We start from the raw sequence: 23,668 nt of genomic DNA, 5'->3' as shown, positions 1-23,668 counted from the left end.
CGCCGCGGCCATGGGGGCGACCCCGGTGGCGCCGTCGGCGACCGCCGCGGCGATGGAGCACTCCGGCGGCCGCGGCGTCGACGCCGTCATCGACGCTGTCGGCAACGACACCACGATGGCCGACGCGCTGACCGCGGTCCGCGCCGGCGGCACCGTGTCGGTGGTCGGCGTGCACGACCTTGCGCCGTTCCCCTTCCCGGCGACGATGGCCCTGCTGCGCAGCGTCACGCTGCGGATGACCACCGCGCCGGTGCAGCAGACCTGGCCGCAGTTGATCCCGCTGCTGCAGGCCGGCCGGCTTCGGGTGGACGGGATCTTCACCACCGAGCTGCCGCTGGACTCGGCCTCCGACGGCTACCGGGCAGTGGCCGCCCGCTCGGGCGACGTGGTCAAGGTGCTGCTGAGGACGTGAGCAGCGCGGGAGCGTGGGTACCGTCGACTGAGTGAGCGACACTCCGGCCGACGTGGTCGAGAACGACGATCCCCCGCGCCGGTCCCGGCGCAGATGGCGCCGCCACGCGATCGTGCTGGCCGTCATGCTGCTCCTGTTCGGCGTGCCCTGGTGGACGCTTCTGGCGGCCGGAGCGGCGTGGCCGACCGCCGTGGTGGTGGCCGGCACGCTGGTGTTCGCGGCGGCCTTCGCCGGGCTGCCGTTGCTGATGATGTACGGGCACGGCCGCAGGCACCTCGACCGGGCGGCCGCCGCCGGCGACGCACTGCTCGGCGCCGCGTGGGTGCTGTTCGTCTGGTCGGTGCTCGGCCACCTGTTGGAGCTCGCACTGGTGATCGCCGGTGTCGAGGATCCGGTGCGCTCGCGGGTGGTCGCCGCGGCGGTGGTGGCCGTGGTGGTGGTGCTGCTGGTGTGGGGCCACTTCGAGGCGATGCGGGTGCCCCGGGTGCGCACCGTCGACGTCGGGATCGCCGGCCTGGGCGCCGGACTGGACGGTCTGCGGGTCGCGATGATCACCGACACCCACTACGGGCCGATCGACCGGGCGCGCTGGTCGGCGGCGGTGGTGGACCGGGTCAACGACCTGGACGCCGACGTGGTGTGTCACGTCGGCGACATCGCCGACGGAACCGTGGCGGTGCGCGAGGCGCAGGCGAGCCCGCTCGCATCGGTGCGGGCGGTCTCAGCGCGGGTCTACGTCACAGGCAATCACGAGTACTTCAGCGAGGCCCAGGGCTGGCTCGACTACATGGAGTCGATCGGCTGGGCGGCGCTGCACAACCGGCACATCGTGGTCGATCGCGGCGGTGACCGGCTCGTCGTCGCCGGGGTGGACGACGCCACCGCGGCGGGCTCCGGTGTGCACGGGCACGGCGCGAACCTGCAGGCCGCGCTCGAAGGCGCGGACCGCGCGCTGCCGGTCCTGCTGCTGGCGCACCAGCCGAAGCAGGTGCCGCACGCGGTGGGTGCAGGCGTGGATCTGCAGATCTCGGGCCACACCCACGGCGGCCAGATCTGGCCGTTCAATTTCCTGGTCCGGCTGGACCAGCCGGTGGTGCAGGGATTGAGCAGGCACGGCGAGCGCACGCAGCTGTACACGAGTCGCGGCACCGGCTTCTGGGGTCCGCCGTTCCGGGTGTTCGCACCGAGCGAGATCACGCTGTTGACGCTGCGCAGGGCGTGACGGGGGGAAGGACACAGGACGATGGTCAGCGTCGACGAGATTGAGAACGCGGCCGCCGAGCGCACCGGTCTCGACGACTTCGGGGACCTGTCGTTCGAAGAGGGTCTCGAGGTCCTGCTGTCGTCGATGGCAGAGGAAGCGCGGCTCAACGCGGCCGGGGAGGCGTTCCTCTACGGCCGCATCATCGGATACCTCGCCCAGCGGCTGCAGGTCGAGGACTGGTATCGCCGTCATCCCGAGATCGACGACGCACCGATCACCGCACCCCTGATCGGGATCGGACTGCCGCGCACCGGCTCGACGGCGCTCTCGTCGCTGCTGGCGCAGGACCCCGGTGTGCGCTACCTGCGCAAGTGGGAGTCCACGCAGCCCTGCCCACCGCCGTCGACGGTCACGGGGGCCGACCCCAGGATCCCGCCGGACAAGGGGGAGATGATCGGGACCCGCTACCACGTCCCGACCGACACCCACGGCCCGATGGAATGCCACGAGTTGATGGCGCTGGACTTCCGGTCGCACATCTTCCAGTCCTTCGCCCAGGTGCCCAGCTACTCGGACTGGCTCGTCCACCAGGCCGACCTGCGACCCACGCTGGCCTACGAACGGCGGGTGCTCAAGCTCCTGCAGTGGGGCGAGCCGGCTCGGCCCTGGCGATTGAAGTGCCCGTCGCACGTACTGTGGCTCGACGCGGTCGACGCCGCCTTCCCCGACGCGAGATACGTGATGACTCACCGGGATCCGGCCGACGTCCTGCTGTCGGTCGCCGATCTGTATGCCGACATCATCGCGTCGTTCACCGATGACGTCGACCGCCGGTACATCGGCAGACTGAATGTCGAGCACTGGTCGCTCGGAATGGACCGCGCACTGCAGTTCCGCGCGGACGGCGCCGACAGCCGGTTCTACGACATCGACTTCCGGGCGATGCAGGCCGACCCGGTTCGCCAGGTGACCGGCCTGTACGCCTGGCTGGGCAGTCCGGTCAGCGCCGAGTTCACCGATCGCATGCAGAGCTGGTGGACCGTCGCTGCGGCAGAGCGCGAGCCGAGCTCGCACGCTGATGCTGCCGCATTCGGCATCGACGCGGACGCGGTGCGCCCCCGCTTCGCCGCCTACGTCGCACGCGCCCACCACTGGACCACCACACGGCAGGATCAGCCATGACGATCGATCTGACCGGCGGCATCGACCCCGCCCGCGAGTACCTGCTGCCCCGGCGCCCCGACGATCCGGAGATGCGGGACTCGGTCAGCTTCTGGACCGTCGATGACCACGGCGAGCTGGGACTGCCCCGCATCGGCGTGGAGGCGGTCGGCGCGAACTGGGACAACCACGAAACCCAGGTCAACATCGCCTTCCCCGACGGTCGCGTGTACCGGCTGCGCGGCAGCGGCCCTTCCCTGTCCCCGCAGGGCCCGGACGGCAGGGCGAGCGTTCTGGGCGCGGACGGGCTCGCCTTCCGCTGCGTGACGCCGTTCGGCACCTGGACGATGACCTACGACGGCAAGGCCGTGCAGACGTCGTCGGCCGACCTGGTGGCGGGGCGATCCAACGGCCCGCTCGTCGACGTCGCCTTCCGCGTCGAGGCGGAAATGGCGGTGCCTCCGTGGATCCAAGGCGCCCTGCAACGTGACGCAGGCGACCGCATCAAGCACTCCGCGGAGGGTGCGGTGATGGGCGGTCCTCGCTACGAGCAGCTCTACCGGGCCAGCGGTACGGTCAGCATCGCCGGTGAGACACGGGAGTTCACAGGAAGCGGCCTGCGAATACGTCGCCAGGGCGTGCGGAGGCTCGCCGAGTTCCGCGGCCACGCCTGGCAGTCTGCGGTGTTCCCCAGCGGGAAGGCGTTCGGCTATATCGCCTATCCGCCGCGGCCGGACGGCGAGCCGACCTTCAACGAGGGGTACCTCTTCACCGGTGACGGCGAGTTGATCCCCGCCCGCGCCGTCGAGGTGCCGTGGCTGACGAAATTGCAGACGGTCGGAGAGGACGTGTCGCTGACACTGGAGACCGCCGCAGGCAGCGTGCACATCGAGGGCGAGACGGTCTACTCGACGCACGACATCAGCCATGACGACGACACCTACTCGGTGCGCGAGATGAAGAAGGAGAACCCGAACTTCCCGGCGCTGCAGCAGGCAGGCGTCCGTTACCGATGGGACGGTGAGCAGACCTACGGCATGCTGGAGCGCTCGAACCCACTCGAGCAGATCGACCGGGCCTGAAGGTTTTCTCGTCCGCTGTGCGGGTATCCCTGGAGCAACAGGCGTGTGCGCCGCGACGCTCACAAGTCAGTCGCGCCCACTGTCGCGGGTTCTCAGGCAGCGGGAACCGTTTGATCCACTTCGTTCGTGGTTGGCCGTGTCACGGTCCGCTGCCCCACACCTAGGACGCCTCATGGCCATCACCGACGTCGCGCAGTACGCGCACCTGACCGAATCCGACATGGCGGAGCTCGGAGCCGAGCTCGACGCGATCCGCCTCGAGGTCGAAGAGTCTCTCGGCGCCCGCGACGCCGCCTACATCCACCGCACCATCGCCTTCCAGCGCACCCTTGAGATCGGTGGACGCCTGCTCATCGCGGCGACCCGTTCCAAGAAGGGCTGGGCTGCCGGGGTCGCAGCGCTGGCTTTCGCGAAGAGCGTCGAGAACATGGAGATCAGCCACAACATCGGCCACGGCCAGTGGGACTGGATGAACGACCCCGAAATCCACTCCAACACGTGGGAATGGGACATGGCGGGCCCGTCGTCGCAATGGCGCTATTCCCACAACTACATCCACCACGTCTTCACCAACGTCCTCGACGTGGACGAGGACCTGGGCTACGGCGTGATACGGATGACTCGCGACCAGCCGTGGGAACGCCGCCATCTGCTGCAGCCGCTGCGGAATCTCATTCTGGCCCTGGGGTTCGAGTGGGGCGTCGCCCAGCACGACCTGCACGCCGCGCAGGACCGCGCCGCGACACAGTCCGAGAAGACCGCCCTCTCGCGCGCCGCGCGGCGGAAAGTCACCCGGCAGATGGTCAAGGACTACGTGGTGTTCCCGGCCTTGAGTTTGTCCCGGTGGCGCCGCACCCTCGGGGCGAACGTCGTCGCGAACATCCTCCGCAACCTGTGGGCCTACGTCGTGATCTTCTGCGGGCACTTCCCCGACGGCGCGGAGAAGTTCACCGCCGCGGTGCTGGACGACGAGACCAAACCGCAGTGGTACCTCCGCCAGATGCTGGGTTCGGCGAACTTCGATGCCGGTCCCCTGATGGCGTTCGCCAGCGGGAACCTCTGCTACCAGATCGAGCACCACCTCTTCCCGGATCTGCCCAGTAACAGATACGCCGCGATCGCCACGCGCGTGCGGGCGCTGTGCGAGCGCTTCGGCCTGCCCTACACCACCGGGTCATTGCTGCACCAATACCTCCAGACGCTGCGCACCATTCACGTGCTCGCACTCCCGGACAGGCCTGCACGGACCGACCACGACAAGGTGAAACCACCTGCGCATCAGGAGTTTCGGCGCGCCGTGTCGCCGATCGAGGCCTCAGCGGGTGCGGTCCGGCCTGCCGGTCGACGGCGACGTCGCGGATTCCGTTCGCAGAGTAGGTTTTACGACTCCGGGGTTGCCGTCGCTGCGGCATCGTGACTACGACGACTTCTCACCGCCCGACTTCTTGCCGCCCTTCTTGCCGCCCTTCTTGGACGCTCCGGGTGTGTTCGCGATGGCGGCCGCACGCGACTTGCTCAAGCCCTTCTTGCGCCGGCAGGACGTACTCGCCCCGGGCACCGGCCCCGCGACATACGGTCAGTCGGTGGACTTCGACGAATACCGCACCCATGACGCCACCTCGCTCGCGAAGCTCGTCGCCGACGGCGACGTGACCCCTGCGGAGCTACTGAGCCTCGCGCGCGACCGGGCGGCCGCGGTGAATCCGCGGATCAACGCGATCGTGCGCGACGTTCCCGCCGACGCCAGGACGGCCGAAGAGCTGAGCGGGCCGTTCGCCGGCGTTCCGTTCCTCATCAAGGACCTGGCGCAGGACTACGCGGGCCTGCCCACCTCGGCCGGTTCCCGGGCGTGGCTGTCGACGAACGCCACCGAGCACGCGACGATCGTGCAGCGCTGGATCGACGCCGGCCTGGTCATCTTCGGCAAGACCAACACCCCGGAGTTCGGGGCGAAAGGAATCACCGAACCCGTCGCCTGGGGTCCGGCCCGCAATCCGTGGGACCTGCAGCGCACGCCCGGCGGTTCATCGGGCGGGTCGGCCGCCGCGGTCGCCGCCGGAATAGTGCCCTGCGCGGGCGCGAACGACGGCGGTGGCTCGATCCGCATCCCGGCGGCGTGCTGCGGACTGGTGGGACTCAAACCGGGCCGCGGGCTGACGCCGTCGGGGCCGGCGACGGGCGAGTCCATGCACGGCGCTGCCGTGCAGGGCGTCGTGTCCCGCACCGTGCGCGACACGGCGGCGATGCTCGACGTCATCGCCGGCGGTGAGCCGGGCGGGCCCTTCGTTCCCGGCGTGCCCGCCATGTCGTTCGCGTCGTGCGTGGACGCGGAGCCCGGGGCCCTGCGCATCGGGGTGCGGGTGCCGTCGGCGATCAACCCGGCACCGCACCGGGAGGCCTTCGCCGCTGTCGAGGCGACGGTGAAGAGCCTGACCGAGCTCGGCCACCACGTCGAAGAGTTGCCGCAGGCGCCGTTCGACGATGCCGAGCTCGCGCGCGACTTCCTGCTCACGTGGTTCGTCTACACCGCGTGGGAGCTCGACGACGCCAAGCGGCGGACGGGCGCCGGTGACGACAAGTTCGAGCGGGACACGCTGATCCTGGCCGCGCTCGGCCGGGCGACGAGCAGTGTCGACTACGTCGCGGCCGTGCAGCGGCGCCACGACCACACCCGCAGGCTGACGACGTACTTCGAGTCCTATGACCTGCTGCTCACACCGTCCCTGGCGACCCCGCCGCCGAAGATCGGCGAGTTCGACCTCCCGGTGGCGGTGCAGAAGGGGGCCGACGTCCTGATCAGGACGCGCACCGCGCGGCTGCTGGGTCTCACCGGGATCGTCGACGACATGGTGGACAAGAACCTCGGCTGGGTGCCGTACACGCAGCTGGCGAATCTCACCGGCAGGCCCGCGATCACGCTGCCGCTGCACTGGACCGCAGACGGCCTGCCGCTCGGCGTGCAGTTCGTCGCGCCGCTCGCCGGCGAGTCCACGCTCATCCAGTTGGCCGCCCAACTCGAGCGGGCGATGCCGTGGGCCGACCGGCTCGCCCCGGTCTGACCGTGCGCGGTCACGCGTGACGCAGCACCAGCAGCTCGCCGGTCAGCGTCCCGTCGCCGAGTAGCCGCCCGATCGTCGCGCTCTGCCGTTCGGCCAGCTGCCAGGCCCGCTCGTGCCCGTGTCGCTCGGTGAGCGCATCGGTCACCGCGTCGACACGCTCGTCCCAGTCACTGGGGATGGCGGGCAGGTCGGCGGTGCTCAGCCGGTGCTCGACCTCGAGTTCCGCATCGGCCACCAGGTCGCGCAGTGCGTCGGGCGCGGGGAAGTGGTTGTCGGGGAGCTGGTCGTTCGCGATGGCGCCGTGGGCGACGAAGGCGAGCAGTCCGATCCGCCCCCCTGGCCGCACCACCCGCCGCAGTTCGCGCAGCAGTGCGAGCTGATCCGGAGTCGTGCAGAGCACGCCGAGCGACCAGGCGGAGTCGACGCTCCCGTCGGCCACCGGCATCGCCGATCCGAGCGCGCGCAGCACCGGATGGTCGAACAGCCTGCGCGCCGCGCGGCACGCCCCCGCTTCGGGTTCGATCAGCACGGGTCTGACCGAGTGTGTCTGCGCCGCATAAGCGGCGGGGCCACCGACGCCCGCTCCGCAGTCCACCAGCAGGTCCCCCGCCGCCAGGCGCATGTGTTCGCAGAGCCAGTCCAGCGCCGCGGGGCTCCCGCTGCCCCGGCAGCCCGCCGGAACGTGGTACTCCGCTCCCAGCTTCACCGCCACCTGCGCCGTCCACTCGGCGACGGTGTCGAATTCGGCCTCCATCGCCTCGCTCACGACAACTCCTCCCGGATTCGGCGGCCGACCTCGGCCTTGATCTCGGCGCCGGTGTGGCCGCCTGCGGCCGACGCCAGGCCCGAGATGTTCACGCCCTCGACGCCGTCGACGGCCAGCAGCGCCCTGGCCTCCGCGACGGCCGCGTCGATCCCGGCCGCCACCGGATCCGCCGCGCCGAGCACCTCTGCGACGACGTCCTGATCGAGGTCGAGTCCGGGCAGGCTCTGCAGCACGGACGCGGACATGCTGTCGGTGAACACCGCGACCGCGGCGACCACCGGAATGGACAGTCCTGCCGCTCGGGCCGACGCCATGAAGGCGGATACGTCGGAAGGAAAAGGCACGTGGTTGAGCACCGCGATGCTGGCGCCGGCCCGCTGCTTCTGCACCAGCCGCAGCGGCCGCGCGGCGATCGGCGGTGCGGTCGGTGTCTCCGGTACCGCCGCGACGGCGCCCGCCGCTGCCGCCAGCGCGACCAGCCGCGGGCCGTCGAGATCGAAGGTCTGGGTGACCTCGGGCCGCACGTCGTAGCCGCGGCCGTCGCCGGTCACACACATCACGGTGGGCACGCCGATGGCGCACAGCCCGCGCAACTCCTGCTCCAGCACCACGCGGTTGCGGTCCCGGCACGACAGGGTGATCCACGGCGTCACCCCGGCGTCGAGCAGCAGCCGGCCCATCAGCGTCGGCGGGAAATCGGGCTTGTTCTGATGCTCGCCGACCAGAACGGCGTCGGATGACGGCGCGAGAATCCCCGCCGTCACGGCGATGTCGGCCTCGTCGAACGGGACGGCGCTGAAGTCGGTGAGCACCAGCGGGGGGCGGGCCGGCCGCGCACTGGGCAGCGGTCCGGACCACGGCACCACATCGTCGAACGCGCACGGACCCGGCCGCATCTCGCACTGACCGTCGGGACGCACACCGCCGCAGGGCCCGAATTCCATCCGCTTGGGACAGTCCGGTTCCATCGACGACATCACCCCCCGCCTGTTCGGTCGTTCGCAGCCATGTACCCGGCCTGCCGCGCGGGCAAGCCTCCCGGCGATGATTACCGACCGCGCCGAAGGGTAACTACAGCGGCATGGCTGCTGACGACCAGACTGACCTCTCCGACGTGATGATCCCCTCCGAAGAGGTGCATCCTGATCGCAAGGAGCACGCGAAGACGCCCAAGCATCTCGACGACGACGAGTTGGCGCGCCGCACCGAGCACGAGCGTCAGATCGTCGGTGACGACGACTGAGTCGGGCTCACCGCCGCCAGAACAGGTGGTGCGTGACGCCGCTCGGGCTGGGCACGATGTCATGGTGGAACCGGTCGTCGAGCTCGTCGGGTGAGCTCCACAGCCGGGTTCCGGCGCCGATTTGCACCTGGGCAACCGCCACGTGCAGGGTGTCGACGAGCCCGGCGTCGAGGAACTGCCGGATGGTGGTCGCCCCGCCACCGAGCCGGACGTCTCTGCCCTGGGCCGCTTCCCTGGCCTTCTCGAGCACCGCGGCCGGCTCGTCGTCGACGAAGTGGAACGTGGTGTCGGACAGTGCGAACGACGGCCGCACGTGATGGGTCATGACGAACACCGGGGTGTGGAACGGCGGCTCGTCGCCCCACCAGCCCTGCCACTCGTGGTCGCGCCACGGTCCGCGCTGCGGCCCGAACTTGTTGCGGCCCATGATCTCGGCGCCGATGTTGTGGGCGAAGTCCCGGGTGAAGTAGTCGTCGAGGCCGCGACTGCCGCCGGGGTCCGTGCGGTTGGGCCAGCTCGCCGTCGCGCCTGCCCAGAACATCATGGCACCGGGGTCGGCGTCGCCGAACGGGCGCTCGAAGCTCTGGTTCTCTCCCGCCCCGAAGCCGTCGCTGGAGACGGTGAAGTTCTGGACTTTGAGCAGCTGGGTCACGCGTTCTCCTCGGATTGCCGGACGGATGCACGGTAGACCTCGGCGGCCGGCGACACTCATCGGTTAACGCTTGGCAGTCGTTTGGGTCACGATGCGGCGCCGGCTCTGCCGCCGCCGACAGAATCCGTGTTCAATCGGCCGGGCGGCCCGCGCACGGGCGGCGGAAGGTGGCGCCATGCAGGCGGTGGGACCGGCGCTGGTGTGGCTGCTGGTCGCGCTCGCGGTGCTCGCCACCACGCGCACGCTCGTCGGCGTGGTGGCAGCCAGACGGAACAGGCGGCGCGCTCGCGGGTTCTTCGTGCTCGGATTCCTGTGTGGCGCGACAGCCACCGCGATGGTGGCGCGCGGGGGCCGCGGCCGTCAGGCGCTCGGCGTCGTCACCCGCCACGTCGTCGCGGCGCGGCGGGCCGGTGTCCTCCGCAGTGCCGACCGGGTTGCGGGCCGGGTGCTCACCGCCCTTGGCGATCCTCGGCAGCGATGCGTTGCCGGAGCGCGGCGGCGCAGAGCGTGAGGTGGTTGCGCTCGGCGATGTTCTGTGCCCGATCGGCCGCCACCACGTAGAGGTCAGCCGCCGTGGACAGGTCACCCGCCTTCTCGTGCAGGTAGGCGCTCGCCGCGGTGTGTCGCGGCAGGCCCGGGTCCAGGTCGGCGAGCGCGGCGAGCCCCGCGTGCGGTCCGTCCGCCTCTCCCACGGCGACAGCGCGATTGAGCCGCACCACGGGGCTGTCGGTGAGCGCGACGAGCTCGTCGTACCACTCGACGATCTGCGGCCAGTCGGTTTCGCCGGCGGTGGGCGCGTCGGCGTGCAGGGCCGCGATCGCGGCCTGGGCCCGGTACTCCCCCAGTCGGTCTCGCGCCAGGGCGGCCTGCAGCACGGCCACCCCCTCGGCGATCAGGTCGCGCCGCCACAGGCCGCGATCCTGATCGGCGAGCGGCACCAGGCTGCCGTCGGCCCGGGTCCTGGCGGCACGCCGGGCGTGGTGGAGCAGGAAGAGTGCGAGCAGTCCGGCGACCTCTGGGTCCTCGGTGGAGCCGGCCAGCTGCCGGGCCAGCCGGATCGCCTCCGCCGCAAGATCCACGTCGCCGCTGTAGCCCTCGTTGAACACCAGGTAGAGCACCCGCAGCACGGTGCGCAGGTCGCCGGGGCGGCCGAGCCGGACGTCGGCGACGGTGCGTTTCGCGCGGCTGATGCGCTGGGCCATCGTCGCTTCCGGCACGAGGTAGGCCTGGGCGATCTGGCGGGTGGTCAGGCCGCCGACGGCGCGCAGCGTGAGCGCGACGGCGGACGCGGCGGTCAGGCTCGGGTGCGCGCACAGGAAGTAGAGCGCCAGCGTGTCGTCGGCGGTTTCGGCCGGCCCGGGTGGCGGCTCCTCAGAGACCCGGGTCTCCCGGTCGCGCCGGGCCACGTCGGATCGGGCGAGGTCGAGGAAGCGGCGCCACGCGGTGGTGATCAGCCAGCCCTTGGGGTCCTCGGGTGGTCGGTCCGCCCACGTCTCGATGCCCTTGATCAGCGCTTCCTGGACGGCGTCCTCGGCGGTCGCGAAGTCCGCGCCGCGGTGCACGAGGACGGCCAGGACCTGGGGGATCAGATCCCGCAGCCGCGCCTCGTCCACCGTCCGCACGACTAGTCGGCGGAGCCGGGGGCGGCGGACATGAACGGCCGCACCTCGAGCCACTCGTGGATCGGCCGGCCTCCCGCACCGGGCGCCGCGGAGAGCTCGCCGGCCAGTTCGACCGCACGCTCGTAGGAGTCGACGTCGATGATCATGAAGCCCGCGATCAGGTCCTTCGTCTCGGCGAACGGCCCGTCGGTCACCGGCGGCTTTCCCTCGCCGTCGGAGCGGACCCAGGCGCCGTCGGCTGCCAGCGCCTGGCTGTCGACGAACTCGCCGCTGTCCTTGAGCCGGTCGGCGAAGTCCTGCATGTACTGCATGTGCGCGTCGATCTCGGCGGGCGTCCACTGGTCCATCGGCACGTCGTTCACCGACGCGGGCGCACCCCGGTAATGCTTGAGGAACAGGTACTTGGCCATGAGTTTCTCCCTTCGACGTGGCGACCCTAGTCGGTCGCTCACCCCTGGGACGGAGCCGTCGGACCGTTCTCGACATCGCGCCGGCGTCTATCCCGCCGGCTACATCGCGAGCAGGGCCGTCACGGCCGACGGGTCCTTGTAGTAGACGTCCAGCGCGATGATCAGACCGTCCGAGACCGTGTAGATCTCCACCAGGTTCATCTCGGTGAATCGGCCGGACACGCGCGCCGTGAACCGCAGCCGGAACCGGGACACGACGGTGTCGTCGCCCAGGGGCGCACGGTTGATCGGTCCCGGGGTCAGTTCCAGTTTCTCGGTCATCGCCGTCAGGAGGTCCACGAAACCCCTCGGGCCGTGGTAGTCCCCGCTGTAGGGCAGGCCGCCCGCCTCGTGGACCACGAGCTCCTCGTGCAACAGCGCGCAGGCTTCGTCCAGCCTGTTCTGGTTCAGTGCGGTGCCGAACCGGCTGACGACAGCCAGGCTGGTACCGGTCACGTCAGCTCCTCGAACTGCGTGACGACGGGTTCGGTCCCGGGACTGACGTACTGCACGATCCGCGGCATGCCCTCGATGAGGCGCAACATCTCCGGTATCGAGTTCGTCACCCACTCGACCGCACCGTGCGCGGCGACGGCCGCCTGATCCCGGTACACCTCGACGGCCACGTAGGTGTCGGGCTCGTCGACGCTCTTGGCGAAGCCGTAGTACGTGACTCCCGGCTCGCGGTCGTTGGACATGGCGGCGACGTCGGTCATCAGGTTCTCGAACGCGGCGGCGTTCTCGGGCGGCACCCGCAGGTGCACGATGAACGTGATCACCGGGTGGGCGCCGGCTCGCCGATGACGTGATGGGAGGTGTTCAGCCGGTTCTGCGCCGCGTCGATCGTGCGTCGGACACCTTCGCGCACCGAGACCTTGTTGGGGCCGAGGAGTTCGACCATCTTCGTGGTGTCGGCCCAGATCGGCCACGCCTTGCTGTTCTCCGTGAAGACGGGCTCCCTGCCGAGGATCTCGCCGGCCATCCGGCAGTACTCCTGCGTCGTCACCGGTTCGGTGCCACCGATGTTGACGACGTTGGCCCCGATCTCGGCGATTCCCGCAGCGGCGATGGTCTTCTCGACGTAGTCGTCCTCGTACAGCGGCGTGTGCACGTTACGGACGCCGGGATAGACGCTGACCGGCTGTCCGCGCATGATCTGGTCGATCCGCTGGGTGACCCCGCCACCGCGCGGACCGTAGAAGGAGAAGATGCGGACGATGGTCGCGGGCAGTCGGTAATCCGTGCTCAGATGCCTCACCAGGAATTCGGCCGCGATCTTGCTCGCGGCGTAGTTCTCCGCCGACGCGTGCAGCCCGTAGGCGTCGTCCTCCCGCAGCGGACGCTCGCCCTGATAGGCGTACAGCGATCCGGTGCTGCCGTGGACGAAGGCCTCGCAGTCGCGGTAGCGCCGAGCCAGGCGTCCGGTGGCGCCCGCGTTGACCTCATAGGCGTCCGGGTGGGTCGGCGGCAGCACCGCGTAGTTGATCACGACGTCGACCGCTTCGGGCAGCGCCGACAGATCCGGATTCGCGAGGTCGAACGGGATCGGGCGGGCGCCCGCCTGTTCGAGGCTCCGACTCTGCTCCGGATCGGAGAACCGGGACACCGCGTACACCTCGTTGTTCTTGGCGAGCTCGACGGCGACGGGGAAGGCCACCACCCCGCTGGCTCCGGTGACGAGGACGCGGCGTCCCGAGATCTTGTGCATGTCAACCTTCTTCGTTGGTCGGAGAACTCGGTGCGGTGCGAGAGGTGCGGCGCGCCAGCTTCGCCGCGGCGACGCGTAGCCGGGTGGCGAGCGCGGCCGGCAGTACCGGGATCGCGACGTCTTCGCGCAGCCGGGTCAAGCGGGAAGACGTGATGCGCCAGCGGTTGTCGCGCTTCTCGTAGGTCTCGTGGTAGTGGCCGTAGCCGTGCAGGGTCACCATCGGGATGAGGCGCACGACGTCGTTGAGTGCCCACACACCGTGGGCGGTCGTCGCGGATGTCAGCGTGATCTCCGGGGCGTGGACATGGTGAACGGTCGGCTGCGACGGCTTCCCGATGGTTCTGCGGGTGTAGGCGACGAAATCGTCCGCACCCACGGTCTGCCTGCCTCCCGCGCCCGCGATCTCGCTGGTGAACTCGTCACCCAGCAGGCTCCGCCACGCGACCCAGTCCTTGGCGTCGAGGTAGCGGCAGTACCGGGCCTTCAGCAGCTTGATCGCCTCGATGTCCGTCAGTGCCGCGGCATCGTCCACCGTGACCACCGATCCGCACGTCGACTCACTGCGCTCCGCCGCTCGCCGCCACCGTCGCGCTGTCGGCGTCGTAGCTGCCCATGAACTCCATCGGCACGCCGCCCATGGTGCAGAAGAACAGGTCGACGCCGGGCACGTCGCCGAAGAGGACCGTGACGTCGTCGGCCATCGTGCGGGCCCTGTCCTGCACGCTGCGGTAGTCGTCGGTCAGGAACGACAGCGCGGCCAGCCCCTCCGGCGCCACCTCGCGGAGGTGTGCGGGGACGTCGAGGACCTCGATCAGCCCGGCGTCGCCGCCGCCGAGCATTGTCACCTCGGCGCCGTCGGAGGGTGGCCAGCCCAACGTGGCCTGCAGTACCTCGCCGGGAACGTGGAAGGTGCCCTGTATCTCCATTCCGACGACGTCGGTCAGGAAGCGGATGAAGGTGCCTGCGGCATGGCTGCGCATGACGACGTGGTGGAGCTGATTCGGCAAGGCGAACCTCCCGTGCGAAGAGAGCCGGTCGGAGCGACGGGGCCCTCGCCATGCTAAGCGCCCGCTCAGCGTCATGGTGGGCGTTTCGTCGCACCGATGTGATGCGCTCCGGGTGACTCAGCGTCCGAGCATGGCGCCGACGCTGCCGGCGAATGCCGCGGTGGAGAAACAGTTCGGCTCGGCGAACTCCTCGAACGCCAACGACTGATGCCAGCTCGTGTCGGCGGCGCCTCGCAGCAGTGACTTGGTCATGGCCACCGCGTGGGCGGGCAGTTGCGCGACGCGGGTGCACCAGTCGTCGGCCGCCTGCAGCAGCTGGTCGTGCTCGACCACCTCCTGCACCAACCCGAGCTCGCGTGCGGTCTGCGCGTCGATGTGTTCGCCGCGCAGGAAGAAGGCCAGCGCCCCCTGGTAGCCGAGCCGGCGGGTGAGCGCCCAGCTGGTGCCCACCTCCGGGATCAGTCCCAGCCGCCCGAAGGCAGGCACCAGCACCGCCCGCTCGCTGGCGATGACGACGTCGCATGTCAGGGCCCAGGCCAGCCCGACGCCCGCGGCAGGCCCGTTGAGCGCCGCGACGAAGATGGTGTCCGATCCCGCGATGGTCCGTGCGACACCGCCGAACTCGCGCCGGATCCATCGCCAGATGTCGGTGGTTCCCTCGTCGGCGTCGAGGTGGTCGATCGCGGTGCGCATCATCTTGAGATCGCCGCCTGCACTGAAGCCGGGGTCGGCGCCTGTCAGCACGACGGTGCGGACGTCGACGTCGTCGGCCAGCGCCACCAGTGCGCGCCGCAGCTGGCGGACCAGCGGTGCCGACAGCACGTTGAGGCGGTCCGGTTCGTCGAGGGTGATCACCGCGCGGTCACCGCGCCGGTCGACGTGCACCCGGGCCGGGGCCGAGGGGGCGTCGCCCTCGGCGAGGATCTTGCGGTACAGCGAGTCTTCTGACATGGAGTTCACTCCTCGGCGTGCTGTCGCAGCGCCGCCCATGCGGCCGCGGCGAACGTCTCGACGGTTCGGCTGGAGATCTTCGCGGCGGTGCCTGCCAGCCAGTACCTGCTGTACTCCTGCGCAGGCCCGAGCCACAGCGCTGAGGTGATCCCGGGCTGCATCGGGCCGAGCGCTCCGTAGGCGTGGTGGGGCCGCCACCAGTCACCGACGGCGGAGAAGAACCGGCGGTTGGCGTCCTGCAGTTCGGCGCTGTCGAGCCGATCCCCAAGCAGCAGTGCGGCTTCGGCACGATGGGCGACGACCCATCGGAGGTGGTGGACGACGCCCGCCCGGATGCCGCCCTCGGCGGTCGGTTGCTTGACGATCGCCTCGAGGAACCCGTCCTGGTACTCGCGGATCAGCTGCGCGAACACCGCCGCAGCCAGCGCCCGCTTGTCCGGGAAGTGGTGGTAGAGGGCGCCGACACTGACCTCGGCCTCGCGGCGCACCTCGTCGAGGGTCGGCGACAACGCCCCGTCGGCGGCGAAGCGGCGGCGGGCCGTGGTCAGCAACCGGTTCCTGGCGTCACCACCACCACGCGTCGGCACGAGGATCACTCTAGTGTTACCGAGTAATCCTCTGTCAAGACATCGCGCTCGACCGCGCGGATCGTTCAAAAAGGTTTGTAGACGTTGTCCGGATCGATGACGGCGTAGGACTCGCCGCCGCCGTCCCATCGCATGTAGAAGTGATCCGCCCCCTCACGCGGCGGACATCTCCACGCAGCCCGCGATTCGATCTCGACCAGTGCCGCGCCACATCGCGGACACGTCCCACCGGTGACGCCCACCATGCCCAGGAAATTACTGGCTGATCTTGACTCGGAATGTCTTTTGACACAGGGTGCAGAATTTTAGTTTTCAAGCACGAGCGGACGCGCGCTCAGCGGTCGGTCGCCGACAGCGGGCGACGCTCGACGCCCCGCCCGGTGATCACCTTCGCGCTCACCACGGCGAGCCTGCCCAGTCCGCGGTAAGTCGACGGGTTGAACACCGTCGGCCACGTCGTACGCAGGCGGTTCTCGTCGACCGGCCTGGCGTCGAAGCGGTCGCGCAGCCACCGGAGCGCCATCGGGGCGGACAACGGGTGCAGCAGGATGTGCTCGCAGAACTTGTCGCGGTGATAGGTGACGTTCGTGCCGCCGGCGGCGTAAGTGGCTGCCAGCCGGTCGATGTCGTCGACCGAGATGATGCGGTCGTGCACCGCCTGCACGATCAGCACGGGCATGGTGGGGGCGGCGATGCCGAGTCTGATGTTGTCGAAGACGTGCTGCACTTCCGGCATCTCGAGGATCTCCTCGAGCGGATGGTCGAGCATGCCGGCCATGTCCTGCTTCCTCATCCGCACCACAGCCTGAGCGGTCGTCATCTTCGTGAGTTTCTCGATCAGCGCCCTGCCTTCGGCGCTGGCGTGCTTCTCGATGACACGCTTGAACTCGGGATAGCTGTGCATCAGGGCGACCACCACCATCGTCGGCAGGCCGGAGAAGAACTTGCCGTTGAGTCGGTGATAGGTGCTCCCTAGATCGCCGACCGGTGAACCGAGTACGGCGCCGACGATGTTGAGTTCCGGCGCGTAGCCGTCGTACATCTCGGCGGCCCACGCGGCGGCCAGCCCGCCGCCGGAGTATCCCCACAGGCCGATCGGCGCCGATGCGGAGAGACCGAGGGGTTCGAAGTTCAGCGCCGCACGCAGACCGTCGAGCACGCAGTAGCCGGGTTCGAAGGGAGCGCCGAACACGCCGTGCGGCCCGCCGTGGTCGGGCACCGAGACCGCCCAGCCCTCGGCGAGTGCGGCGACGATGAGCAACAGCTCGAACTGCGCCAGCGAGCCGGCGGCCTTGGCCCGCCGTTGCAGGGCATAGGACGGGAAACAGCGGCCGGTGACGGCGTCGATGGCGCACTGGTAGGACACAATCGGGCAGACCATGTCGGGTGTCCGCTCCGATGGCGTCAGCACGGTGGTGACGGTGGTCGACGCCGCGTCGTCCAGGTCGGTGGTCCGGTACAGCAGTTGGGTGGCGGTGAAGCGCTGCGGGATCACGCCGAGGAACGCCAACTGCACGTCGCGGGACCGCAGCACCGTGCCGGGAGCGGTCCGCTCGAATCCCGGCGGCGGTTGGTAGAACGGGTCGTCACCCGGCAGGACCGGGCGTGCCCCGGCACGGAGTTCCTCGTGCGGCGCGGACCACTCGGCTCCGTCGTCGGCAAACCCCGGGCGCTGATCCATCGTCACACGGTATCCCCTCAGGGTGGGCGGCAGTTTGTGATCGGTAGCCGCTCAGGGCGACTTCACTTCCCGTCATGGCGACGCCGCAGCGGCGCGCACGACGAAAGGAAGCAACGATGAACATCATCCCCACCCGCGTCCAGGAACAGGTCGACCGCGTGGAGCGCACTCCCAGCCTGGTGCTCGGCATCTTCGCCGGAATGACCGCGCTGTGGTCGCTCTACCGCGTGTTCTGGCTGTTGTACTCGGCGTCGGTGCTCTCCGGTGTCGGATTCTCGGCGGCGTCGCTGATCTTCTCCGCGGTGATCTGGGTCGCGGTGGGCGTCGGTGCGGCGGTGGTGTCCGCCGCCTTCCTCATCCGGTACTCCAAGCAGGCCTGACCAGGCGCAGATCAGAACGGGTCGCTGTTCACACAGCGACCCGTTCTTGCGTTGTACCGCGGCTACTTCTGCGCGGAATCTCCGGAATCGTCCGCCGGAAGTGCCTCGGCGCCGGGCGTGGCCGGTGCGAGCACCTCGTCATCGGCGGCCTCGGTCGCGGGTGTGGTGGGTTCCTGAGACGTCATTCGCTGCGCTCCTTGTCGATGGTCGGTCCGTGCAGCAGTACCCGGTGGGGTCCGCGGGCAATCTCAAGATTGGTGGGGCGCATCCGGGTTCGACGCCAGGGATTGGGTAGTCCTCTACGCGCTGCCCAACTCCACGGGCGGTGGCGACCACAGGGAGAGACAGATGTACCTACACACCCAGCAACTGATCAACGAGATCGCCGTCGACGAGCCTGATCCCGCTGCGGCGAACGCGCTGCAGGAGGGCCTCGGCGGCCAGTTCGGCGAGATGCGCACGATGATGCAGTACCTGTTCCAGAGCATGAACTTCCGCGGCGACGTGACGGCCAAGCCCTACAAGGACCTGCTGCAGGGGGTGGGCACCGAGGAGATCAGCCATGTGGAGCTGATCGGCACCACCATCTCGCGGCTGCTCGACGGCTCACCGGAATACCAGGGCAAGCCGACCGATCCGGTGGACAAGCCGGGCGCCAAGGGCGCGACGCCGCTGAAGATCGCACTGGACCACAGCAACATCCACCACTACCTTGTCGGCGCCCAGGGCGCGATGCCCGTCGACGCGGCAGGCAACCCCTGGCTGGGGTCCTATGTCTACAACAGCGGCAATCTGGTGCTCGACCTGCTCTACAACCTGATGCTCGAGTCGACCGGGCGGCTGCAGAAGTGCCGCATCTACGAGATGACGGCCAACAAGACGGCGCGTTCGACGATCTCGTATCTCATCGTGCGCGACCAGGCGCACGAGAACGCCTTCGCCAAGGCGCTGGAGAGTCTCGGTGTCAACTGGGGTGCCGTGCTGCCCATCCCGAAGACCAATGCCGAGCAGTTCCCCGAGGTGAAGAAGCTGCTCGACAAGGGCCTGCAGAGCGTCCAGTTCACCTTCGACGCCGACGACGCGAGCCAGGCGGCGAAGCTCTACCGTGGCGCCTCGCCCTCGAACGACGGCACCGAACTGAGCACCGCCGTGATGCCCGAGGGCTTCCCGATGACCATCGCACCGGAACGCCGCGAGGAGTTCGCGCCGGGCCTGGACAAGGAACTGCTGGCCCTGATCCAGGCGACCGCCGAGGTGGAGATCGACTCGATCGAGAAGTCCTGACGGCTACGGGCGGCTAAGCGTCCGCGCGGGCGAACTGACCGTGTCGGTACTGCTCGACACACGACGCCCGCCGGACCTTGCCGCTCGTGGTGATCGGAATGGCACCGGGGCCCACCAGCACCAGGTCGGCGACGCTGAGTCCGTGCGTGTTCGAAATCGCCGACGCCACCTCGCCCTTGAGCCGGTTGAGGTGATCGGCGACCTCCTCGTCGGTGGCGCCCTTTCGCTTCACCTCCACGATCACCACGAGCTTCTCGGTCTGACTGTCCGGGACCGCGATCGCCGCGCAGCGGCCCCGCGAGATCTCCTGCACCGTGGCCTCGATGTCGTCAGGGGAATGGTTGCGGCCGTAGACGATCAAGAGATCCTTGATGCGGCCGATGATGAACATCTCGCCGTCGGACAGGAAGCCCGAGTCACCGGTGCGCAGCCACGGGCCCTCCGGCGTACCCGCCGACGGGGTAACGATGGATGCGCCGAACGTCTTGGCGGTCTCCTCCGGCTTCTGCCAGTAGCCCTTCGCGACGTTGTCGCCGTGCACCCAGATCTCACCGACGGTGCCGGCCGGGCACTCGGTGCCGGTGTCTGGATCGACGATGCGCACCATCGGCGACGCCGGAGCCCCGTAACTGACCAGCGGCGTGCCAGCTTGGTCCGCGCTTCGCTCGGCCTTGCCCGCCGTCAGATTCTCCGATTCGAAGCGCACGATCGACGGCGGCGCGGGGGTGGTGTCGGTCGCCACGTACACGGTCGCCTCGGCCAGCCCGTAGGAGGGCCGGATCACCGCTGGGTCCAGACCAAGGGACGTGAACCGCTGGGTGAACCGCTCCAGGGTGGCCGGGTGTACCCGCTCCGCACCGGTCGCGATGACCAGCACGTCCGAGAGGTCGAGGCCGGCCATGTCCTCATCCGAGGTCTTGCGCGCCGCCACCTCGAAGGCGAAGTTCGGGCCCGCGGTGTAGGCCTTGGTGTTGCCCGCCGCCAACTGCATCCAACGAGCGGGCCTCTGCAGGAATGACACCGGGCTGGTCAGGACGGCGGGAACGCCCAAGAGGACAGGTGCGCACACGCCGAGGTAGAGACCCATGTCGTGATAGAACGGCAGCCACGACACCACGGTGGTTCCGGGCGGCGCGGTGTTTCCGAAGGCGTAGAAGTACCCGGCGGCCCACTGCCGGAAGTTCTCGAGGATGTTGCTGTGCGACATCACGACGCCCGCGGGCGTGCGGGTGGAACCGGACGTGTACTGAAGGAATGCGTTGTCCGGGAATTCCTCCCGGCCTGCGCCGGAACCCATCGATCCGTCGAGGTCCAACGAGTCGATCTCGACCACGGCCGGCGCGGCCCCGTCCGCACCTGGCACGACGTACTCCCCGACGACGCCCGAGACCGCCGAGGTGGTGATCACCACGGCAGGCGACGCATCGGTCATCACCGAGCTCACCCGCTCGTCGGTGGCACCGCCCATGGGCACCGAGAGCGGGACCGCGATCTGGCCGGCCTGCAGTGCGCCGAGGAAGGCGACGACGTAATCCATTCCCTGCGGCGCGAGGATGACGGCACGATCCCCCTCGGATCCGCATTCCTCGAGGCGGTTGGCGACATTCACTGTGCGCCGGTAGAGCTGCGACCACGTCAGGCTCTCCGCGACGCCGTTCCAGTCCTTGTCGTAATCGACGAAGGTGAACGCTGTGTCATTGGGCTGCAAGCTCGCACGCTCGAGCAGCACGCCGGGGATCGAGGTCTCGGTCACGTGCACAACCTACCGTGACGACTCTTCCGAACGCGCCGAAATGACGTTTGCTGGCTCACTTGGCACCACCTCTTTCGCGGTGTGACGGGTTCTAGACCGTGCGGGACAGCCGGTTCGCGAGTAGTCCGGCGAATCTCGCCGGGTCGTCGGGCACGTCGCCTTCGGCGAGAAGCGCAGTGCCGTAGAGCAGTTCGGCGGTCTCGCCGAGGGAAGGGTCGTCGGCGCCGCGGCTCTGGTGCGCCTGCTGGAGGCCGGTGACCAGTGCGTGCTTCGGATTGAGTTCGAGGATGCGCTTCCCGACGGGTATCGCCTGTCCGGAAGCCTTGTACATTCGCGCGAGCGCCGGCGTGATGCCGAACGTGTCGGTGATCAGGCAGGCGGGCGACTCGGTGAGGCGCGTCGACAACCGCACCTCCTTGACGTGTTCGGCCAGCGTCTCCTTGAGCCAGGTCAGCAGGTCGGCGAAGTCCCGTTGCTGCTCCTCGCGCTCCTCTTCGTGCGCGGCCTTTTCGTCGTCGGAGTCGAGGTCGACCTCGCCCTTGGCGACCGATTGCAGCGGTTTGCCGTCGAACTCGGGCACCGATCCGACCCACACCTCGTCGACGGGGTCGGTGAGCAGCAGCACCTCGTAACCCTTGGCCTTGAACGCCTCGAGATGCGGCGACTTCAGCAGTTGCTCCCGTGATTGCCCGGTGGCGTAGAAGATCTGCTTCTGACCGTCCTTCATGCGCTCGACGTACGACGCCAACGTCGTGAGTTCGTCGTCGCTGTGCGTGGAGGCGAACGACGAGATGCGCAACAGCGTGTCCTGGTTGTCGACGTCCGACATCAGGCCCTCTTTGAGGACCGCGCCGAACTGCGTCCAGAGGGTGGCGTAGTCCTGCGGCCGCTCCGCCTGCACCGTCTTGATCGTCGAGAGGACCTTCTTGGTCAGCCGTCGACGGATCGCGGTGAGCTGCCGGTCCTGCTGCAGGATCTCGCGGGACACGTTGAGAGACATATCCTCTGCATCGACCACACCCTTGACGAAGCGCAGGTAGCCGGGGATCAGCTGGTCACAGTCGGCCATGACGAAGACGCGCTTGACGTACAGCTGCACACCGGTCCTGGCATCCCTGGTGAACAGGTCGAACGGTGCGTGCGAGGGAATGAACAGCAGCGCCTGGTACTCGAAGGTGCCCTCCGCCTTCATCGCTATGACCTCGAGCGGGTCGTCCCAGGCGTGCGCGACGTGCTTGTAGAACTCTTTGTATTCCTCCTCGGGGACCTCGTCTTTCGACTTCGTCCACAGCGCCTTCATCGAGTTGAGGGTCTGCGTCTCGACCGTGGCCTGTTCCTCTGCGCCCTCCTCCGGGGCGGGGGAACGGCGCTCGACCTGCATCCGGATGGGCCAGGCGATGAAGTCGGAGTACTTCTTCACCAGCTCCCGGATCTTCCACTCCGAGGTGTAGTCGTGCAGCTCGTCCTCTGCGTCCTCGGGCTTCAGGTGCAGCGTCACCGACGTGCCCTGCGGGGCATCGTCGACGGATTCGACGGTGTAGGTGCCGTCACCGCTGGACACCCAACGGGTTGCGGCGCCCTCGCCGGCCTTGCGGGTGAGCAGCACGACCTCGTCGGCCACCATGAACGTCGAGTAGAAACCGATGCCGAACTGGCCGATGAGCTCCTCGGATGCGGCGGCGTTCTTGGCCTCACGCAGTTTCCGGCGGACCTCCGCCGTACCCGACTTCGCGAGGGTGCCGATCAGATCGACGACCTCGGCACGCGTCATACCGATGCCGTTGTCCCTGACGGTCAGCAGGCGTTGCTCCTTATTCACCTCGAGCTCGATGTGGAGGTCAGAGGTGTCGACGTCCAGGTCCTTGTTCCGCAACGATTCCAGACGCAGCTTGTCCAGCGCATCGGAGGAGTTCGAGATCAACTCGCGGAGGAAGGAGTCCTTGTTCGAGTACACCGAGTGGATCATCAGATCCAGCAGTTGGCGCGCTTCTGCCTGGAACTCCAACTGCTCGACGTGTGCGGTCATGTCATTCCGTCCGGCCCTCGATATTTGCGGATTGCCCGAAAGATGATACCGAGCCCGTCTGTCGGCGGCGCACGGCATGGCCGGTTGGCCGGTTTGCTCGGCGGGTGCGTGCAACTGCGCGGAAATGGGCAATTTCTGCAATGCCGTAGAGCCCGCTTCTATCAGCCTCTTGGAGGGACAACGCCGTTCATCGGCATGTAAGGCAAACAATTCTGCCCGAAGCGGCGACATCGGGCCCGGCACCGCCGGACGACCTTGGCCGGGCACGGATCCTGCGTCCACGGCGTGCCGCGCGTCGCCTCCGCGATGTCCGCGTAGGTGCTGCTGCACGGCGTTTCGGGCGGTCCGTGCGCCCGTACCCCCACGACGTCACGTCGCGAATGACCGAATCAGGGCCACGCCCCGGGGACACCGATTAAGCTCGCCGGACAGCGAACGTCGATCGAGACGCCGGTACCAGTACCGGGAAATTCAAGATCGTTCCCACCGCCGCCTCGGCCGTGGATTGCGCCGATCGCGAGACAACTCGACGTGCGCGCAATTAACGTTGCTGATCTACTGCTTGCTGACGCACACCGGACCCGCCCGCGAAGAACTCCGGCGATTCCACGGCGGCTACTGTGCCGTTAGTAGCACTGGGG

Annotated in this window: 27 protein-coding genes; 10 read left to right on the top strand and 17 right to left on the bottom strand. The window is 68.8% G+C overall.

The features are described from left to right. The 6 genes from H7I41_RS16715 to H7I41_RS16690 form a co-directional block, all read left to right on the top strand. The coding region (locus H7I41_RS16715; RefSeq protein WP_264013720.1) for a zinc-binding dehydrogenase at nt 1-412 on the top strand (412 nt) is incomplete at its 5' end. Between the two features lie 31 nt (nt 413-443). After that, nucleotides 444-1,634 carry a metallophosphoesterase gene (locus H7I41_RS16710; RefSeq protein WP_264013719.1) on the top strand — a complete coding sequence of 397 codons (1,191 nt, stop codon included), beginning with the start codon at nt 444-446 and terminating at the stop codon, nt 1,632-1,634. Nucleotides 1,635-1,655: 21 nt separating this feature from the next. Then, on the top strand, nt 1,656-2,798 hold the full coding sequence (locus tag H7I41_RS16705; RefSeq protein ID WP_264013718.1) for a sulfotransferase family protein: 1,143 nt from the start codon (nt 1,656-1,658) through the stop codon (nt 2,796-2,798). Beyond that, nucleotides 2,795-3,859 (top strand): DUF7064 domain-containing protein, encoded by a 1,065-nt coding sequence (locus tag H7I41_RS16700; RefSeq protein ID WP_264013717.1) that lies wholly within the window; start codon nt 2,795-2,797, stop codon nt 3,857-3,859. Before H7I41_RS16705 ends, H7I41_RS16700 begins: the two co-directional genes overlap by 4 nt. A 172-nt stretch (nt 3,860-4,031) precedes the next feature. After that, complete coding sequence (locus tag H7I41_RS16695; protein ID WP_264013716.1) at nt 4,032-5,276, top strand: fatty acid desaturase family protein; 1,245 nt, start codon at nt 4,032-4,034, stop codon at nt 5,274-5,276. 166 nt (nt 5,277-5,442) lie between these two features. Beyond that, nucleotides 5,443-6,918, top strand: coding sequence for an amidase (locus H7I41_RS16690; protein WP_264013715.1), 1,476 nt, complete (start codon nt 5,443-5,445; stop codon nt 6,916-6,918). A 10-nt stretch (nt 6,919-6,928) separates the two neighbouring features. On the opposite strand, the gene H7I41_RS16685 is transcribed toward H7I41_RS16690, so the two are convergent. Together H7I41_RS16685 and H7I41_RS16680 are read right to left on the bottom strand one after the other, a co-directional pair. Next, a complete protein-coding gene (locus tag H7I41_RS16685) occupies nt 6,929-7,684 on the bottom strand; it encodes a class I SAM-dependent methyltransferase (protein WP_264013714.1) in 756 nt (251 codons plus the stop codon). Then, nucleotides 7,681-8,652, bottom strand: coding sequence for a methylenetetrahydrofolate reductase (locus H7I41_RS16680; RefSeq protein WP_372503758.1), 972 nt, complete (start codon nt 8,650-8,652; stop codon nt 7,681-7,683). Before H7I41_RS16680 ends, H7I41_RS16685 begins: the two co-directional genes overlap by 4 nt. Nucleotides 8,653-8,765: 113 nt before the next feature. Here H7I41_RS16680 and H7I41_RS16675 point away from each other — a divergent pair, with 113 nt between their 5' ends. Further along, a complete protein-coding gene (locus tag H7I41_RS16675; RefSeq protein WP_264013712.1) occupies nt 8,766-8,927 on the top strand; it encodes a hypothetical protein in 162 nt (53 codons plus the stop codon). Between the two features lie 7 nt (nt 8,928-8,934). On the opposite strand, the gene H7I41_RS16670 is transcribed toward H7I41_RS16675, so the two are convergent. After that, nucleotides 8,935-9,579 (bottom strand): dihydrofolate reductase family protein, encoded by a 645-nt coding sequence (locus H7I41_RS16670; protein WP_264013711.1) that lies wholly within the window; start codon nt 9,577-9,579, stop codon nt 8,935-8,937. Nucleotides 9,580-9,754: 175 nt separating this feature from the next. On the opposite strand from H7I41_RS16670, the gene H7I41_RS16665 reads away from it, so the two are divergent. Beyond that, a complete protein-coding gene (locus H7I41_RS16665; protein WP_264013710.1) occupies nt 9,755-10,090 on the top strand; it encodes a hypothetical protein in 336 nt (111 codons plus the stop codon). On the opposite strand, the gene H7I41_RS16660 is transcribed toward H7I41_RS16665, so the two are convergent. From H7I41_RS16660 to H7I41_RS16610, 11 genes are all read right to left on the bottom strand, one after another. Continuing rightward, nucleotides 10,029-11,192, bottom strand: a complete 1,164-nt coding sequence (locus H7I41_RS16660) for an RNA polymerase sigma factor (protein ID WP_264013723.1) — start codon at nt 11,190-11,192, stop codon at nt 10,029-10,031. The genes H7I41_RS16665 and H7I41_RS16660 overlap by 62 nt on opposite strands. A gap of 11 nt (nt 11,193-11,203) precedes the next feature. Continuing rightward, nucleotides 11,204-11,611 (bottom strand): YciI family protein, encoded by a 408-nt coding sequence (locus H7I41_RS16655; RefSeq protein ID WP_264013709.1) that lies wholly within the window; start codon nt 11,609-11,611, stop codon nt 11,204-11,206. Between the two features lie 99 nt (nt 11,612-11,710). Then, entirely contained in the window at nt 11,711-12,106 is a 396-nt protein-coding gene (locus tag H7I41_RS16650; RefSeq protein WP_264013708.1) for a nuclear transport factor 2 family protein, read from the bottom strand. Then, the gene (locus H7I41_RS16645) at nt 12,103-12,429 is read right to left on the bottom strand and encodes a putative quinol monooxygenase (RefSeq protein ID WP_264013706.1); all 327 of its coding nucleotides are present in this window, start codon (nt 12,427-12,429) and stop codon (nt 12,103-12,105) included. Before H7I41_RS16645 ends, H7I41_RS16650 begins: the two co-directional genes overlap by 4 nt. Then, nucleotides 12,426-13,358, bottom strand: coding sequence for an NAD-dependent epimerase/dehydratase family protein (locus tag H7I41_RS16640; RefSeq protein ID WP_264013705.1), 933 nt, complete (start codon nt 13,356-13,358; stop codon nt 12,426-12,428). The genes H7I41_RS16645 and H7I41_RS16640 overlap by 4 nt, the downstream gene beginning before the upstream one ends. A gap of 1 nt (nt 13,359) precedes the next feature. Beyond that, nucleotides 13,360-13,890, bottom strand: coding sequence for a nuclear transport factor 2 family protein (locus H7I41_RS16635; protein WP_264013722.1), 531 nt, complete (start codon nt 13,888-13,890; stop codon nt 13,360-13,362). A gap of 25 nt (nt 13,891-13,915) precedes the next feature. Beyond that, a complete protein-coding gene (locus tag H7I41_RS16630; RefSeq protein ID WP_264013704.1) occupies nt 13,916-14,365 on the bottom strand; it encodes a VOC family protein in 450 nt (149 codons plus the stop codon). 117 nt (nt 14,366-14,482) lie between these two features. Continuing rightward, nucleotides 14,483-15,316 (bottom strand): enoyl-CoA hydratase/isomerase family protein, encoded by an 834-nt coding sequence (locus tag H7I41_RS16625; protein WP_264013703.1) that lies wholly within the window; start codon nt 15,314-15,316, stop codon nt 14,483-14,485. Between the two features lie 5 nt (nt 15,317-15,321). Beyond that, nucleotides 15,322-15,903, bottom strand: coding sequence for a TetR/AcrR family transcriptional regulator (locus tag H7I41_RS16620; RefSeq protein WP_264013702.1), 582 nt, complete (start codon nt 15,901-15,903; stop codon nt 15,322-15,324). A 65-nt stretch (nt 15,904-15,968) separates the two neighbouring features. After that, on the bottom strand, nt 15,969-16,148 hold the full coding sequence (locus H7I41_RS16615; protein ID WP_264013701.1) for a hypothetical protein: 180 nt from the start codon (nt 16,146-16,148) through the stop codon (nt 15,969-15,971). Nucleotides 16,149-16,237: 89 nt separating this feature from the next. Then, complete coding sequence (locus H7I41_RS16610) at nt 16,238-17,584, bottom strand: lipase family protein (protein WP_264013700.1); 1,347 nt, start codon at nt 17,582-17,584, stop codon at nt 16,238-16,240. Between the two features lie 116 nt (nt 17,585-17,700). Here H7I41_RS16610 and H7I41_RS16605 point away from each other — a divergent pair, with 116 nt between their 5' ends. After that, nucleotides 17,701-17,964, top strand: coding sequence for a hypothetical protein (locus H7I41_RS16605; protein ID WP_264013699.1), 264 nt, complete (start codon nt 17,701-17,703; stop codon nt 17,962-17,964). A 62-nt stretch (nt 17,965-18,026) separates the two neighbouring features. Here H7I41_RS16605 and H7I41_RS16600 read toward each other — a convergent pair whose 3' ends face one another. Further along, on the bottom strand, nt 18,027-18,149 hold the full coding sequence (locus tag H7I41_RS16600) for a hypothetical protein (protein ID WP_264013698.1): 123 nt from the start codon (nt 18,147-18,149) through the stop codon (nt 18,027-18,029). Between the two features lie 163 nt (nt 18,150-18,312). On the opposite strand from H7I41_RS16600, the gene H7I41_RS16595 reads away from it, so the two are divergent. Further along, complete coding sequence (locus H7I41_RS16595; protein WP_264013697.1) at nt 18,313-19,248, top strand: manganese catalase family protein; 936 nt, start codon at nt 18,313-18,315, stop codon at nt 19,246-19,248. Between the two features lie 13 nt (nt 19,249-19,261). Here H7I41_RS16595 and H7I41_RS16590 read toward each other — a convergent pair whose 3' ends face one another. Together H7I41_RS16590 and htpG are read right to left on the bottom strand one after the other, a co-directional pair. Beyond that, the gene (locus tag H7I41_RS16590) at nt 19,262-21,001 is read right to left on the bottom strand and encodes an AMP-binding protein (RefSeq protein WP_264013696.1); all 1,740 of its coding nucleotides are present in this window, start codon (nt 20,999-21,001) and stop codon (nt 19,262-19,264) included. A 91-nt stretch (nt 21,002-21,092) separates the two neighbouring features. Beyond that, nucleotides 21,093-23,027 carry a molecular chaperone HtpG gene (gene htpG, locus H7I41_RS16585; protein WP_264013695.1) on the bottom strand — a complete coding sequence of 645 codons (1,935 nt, stop codon included), beginning with the start codon at nt 23,025-23,027 and terminating at the stop codon, nt 21,093-21,095. Nucleotides 23,028-23,668 lie beyond the last annotated feature (641 nt).

The organism is [Mycobacterium] manitobense (genome assembly GCF_025821665.1).
GTDB lineage: Bacteria > Actinomycetota > Actinomycetes > Mycobacteriales > Mycobacteriaceae > Mycobacterium > Mycobacterium arseniciresistens.
The sequence above is the reverse complement of the archived record's forward strand: the minus strand, read 5'-3'. Positions and strand labels throughout refer to the sequence as shown.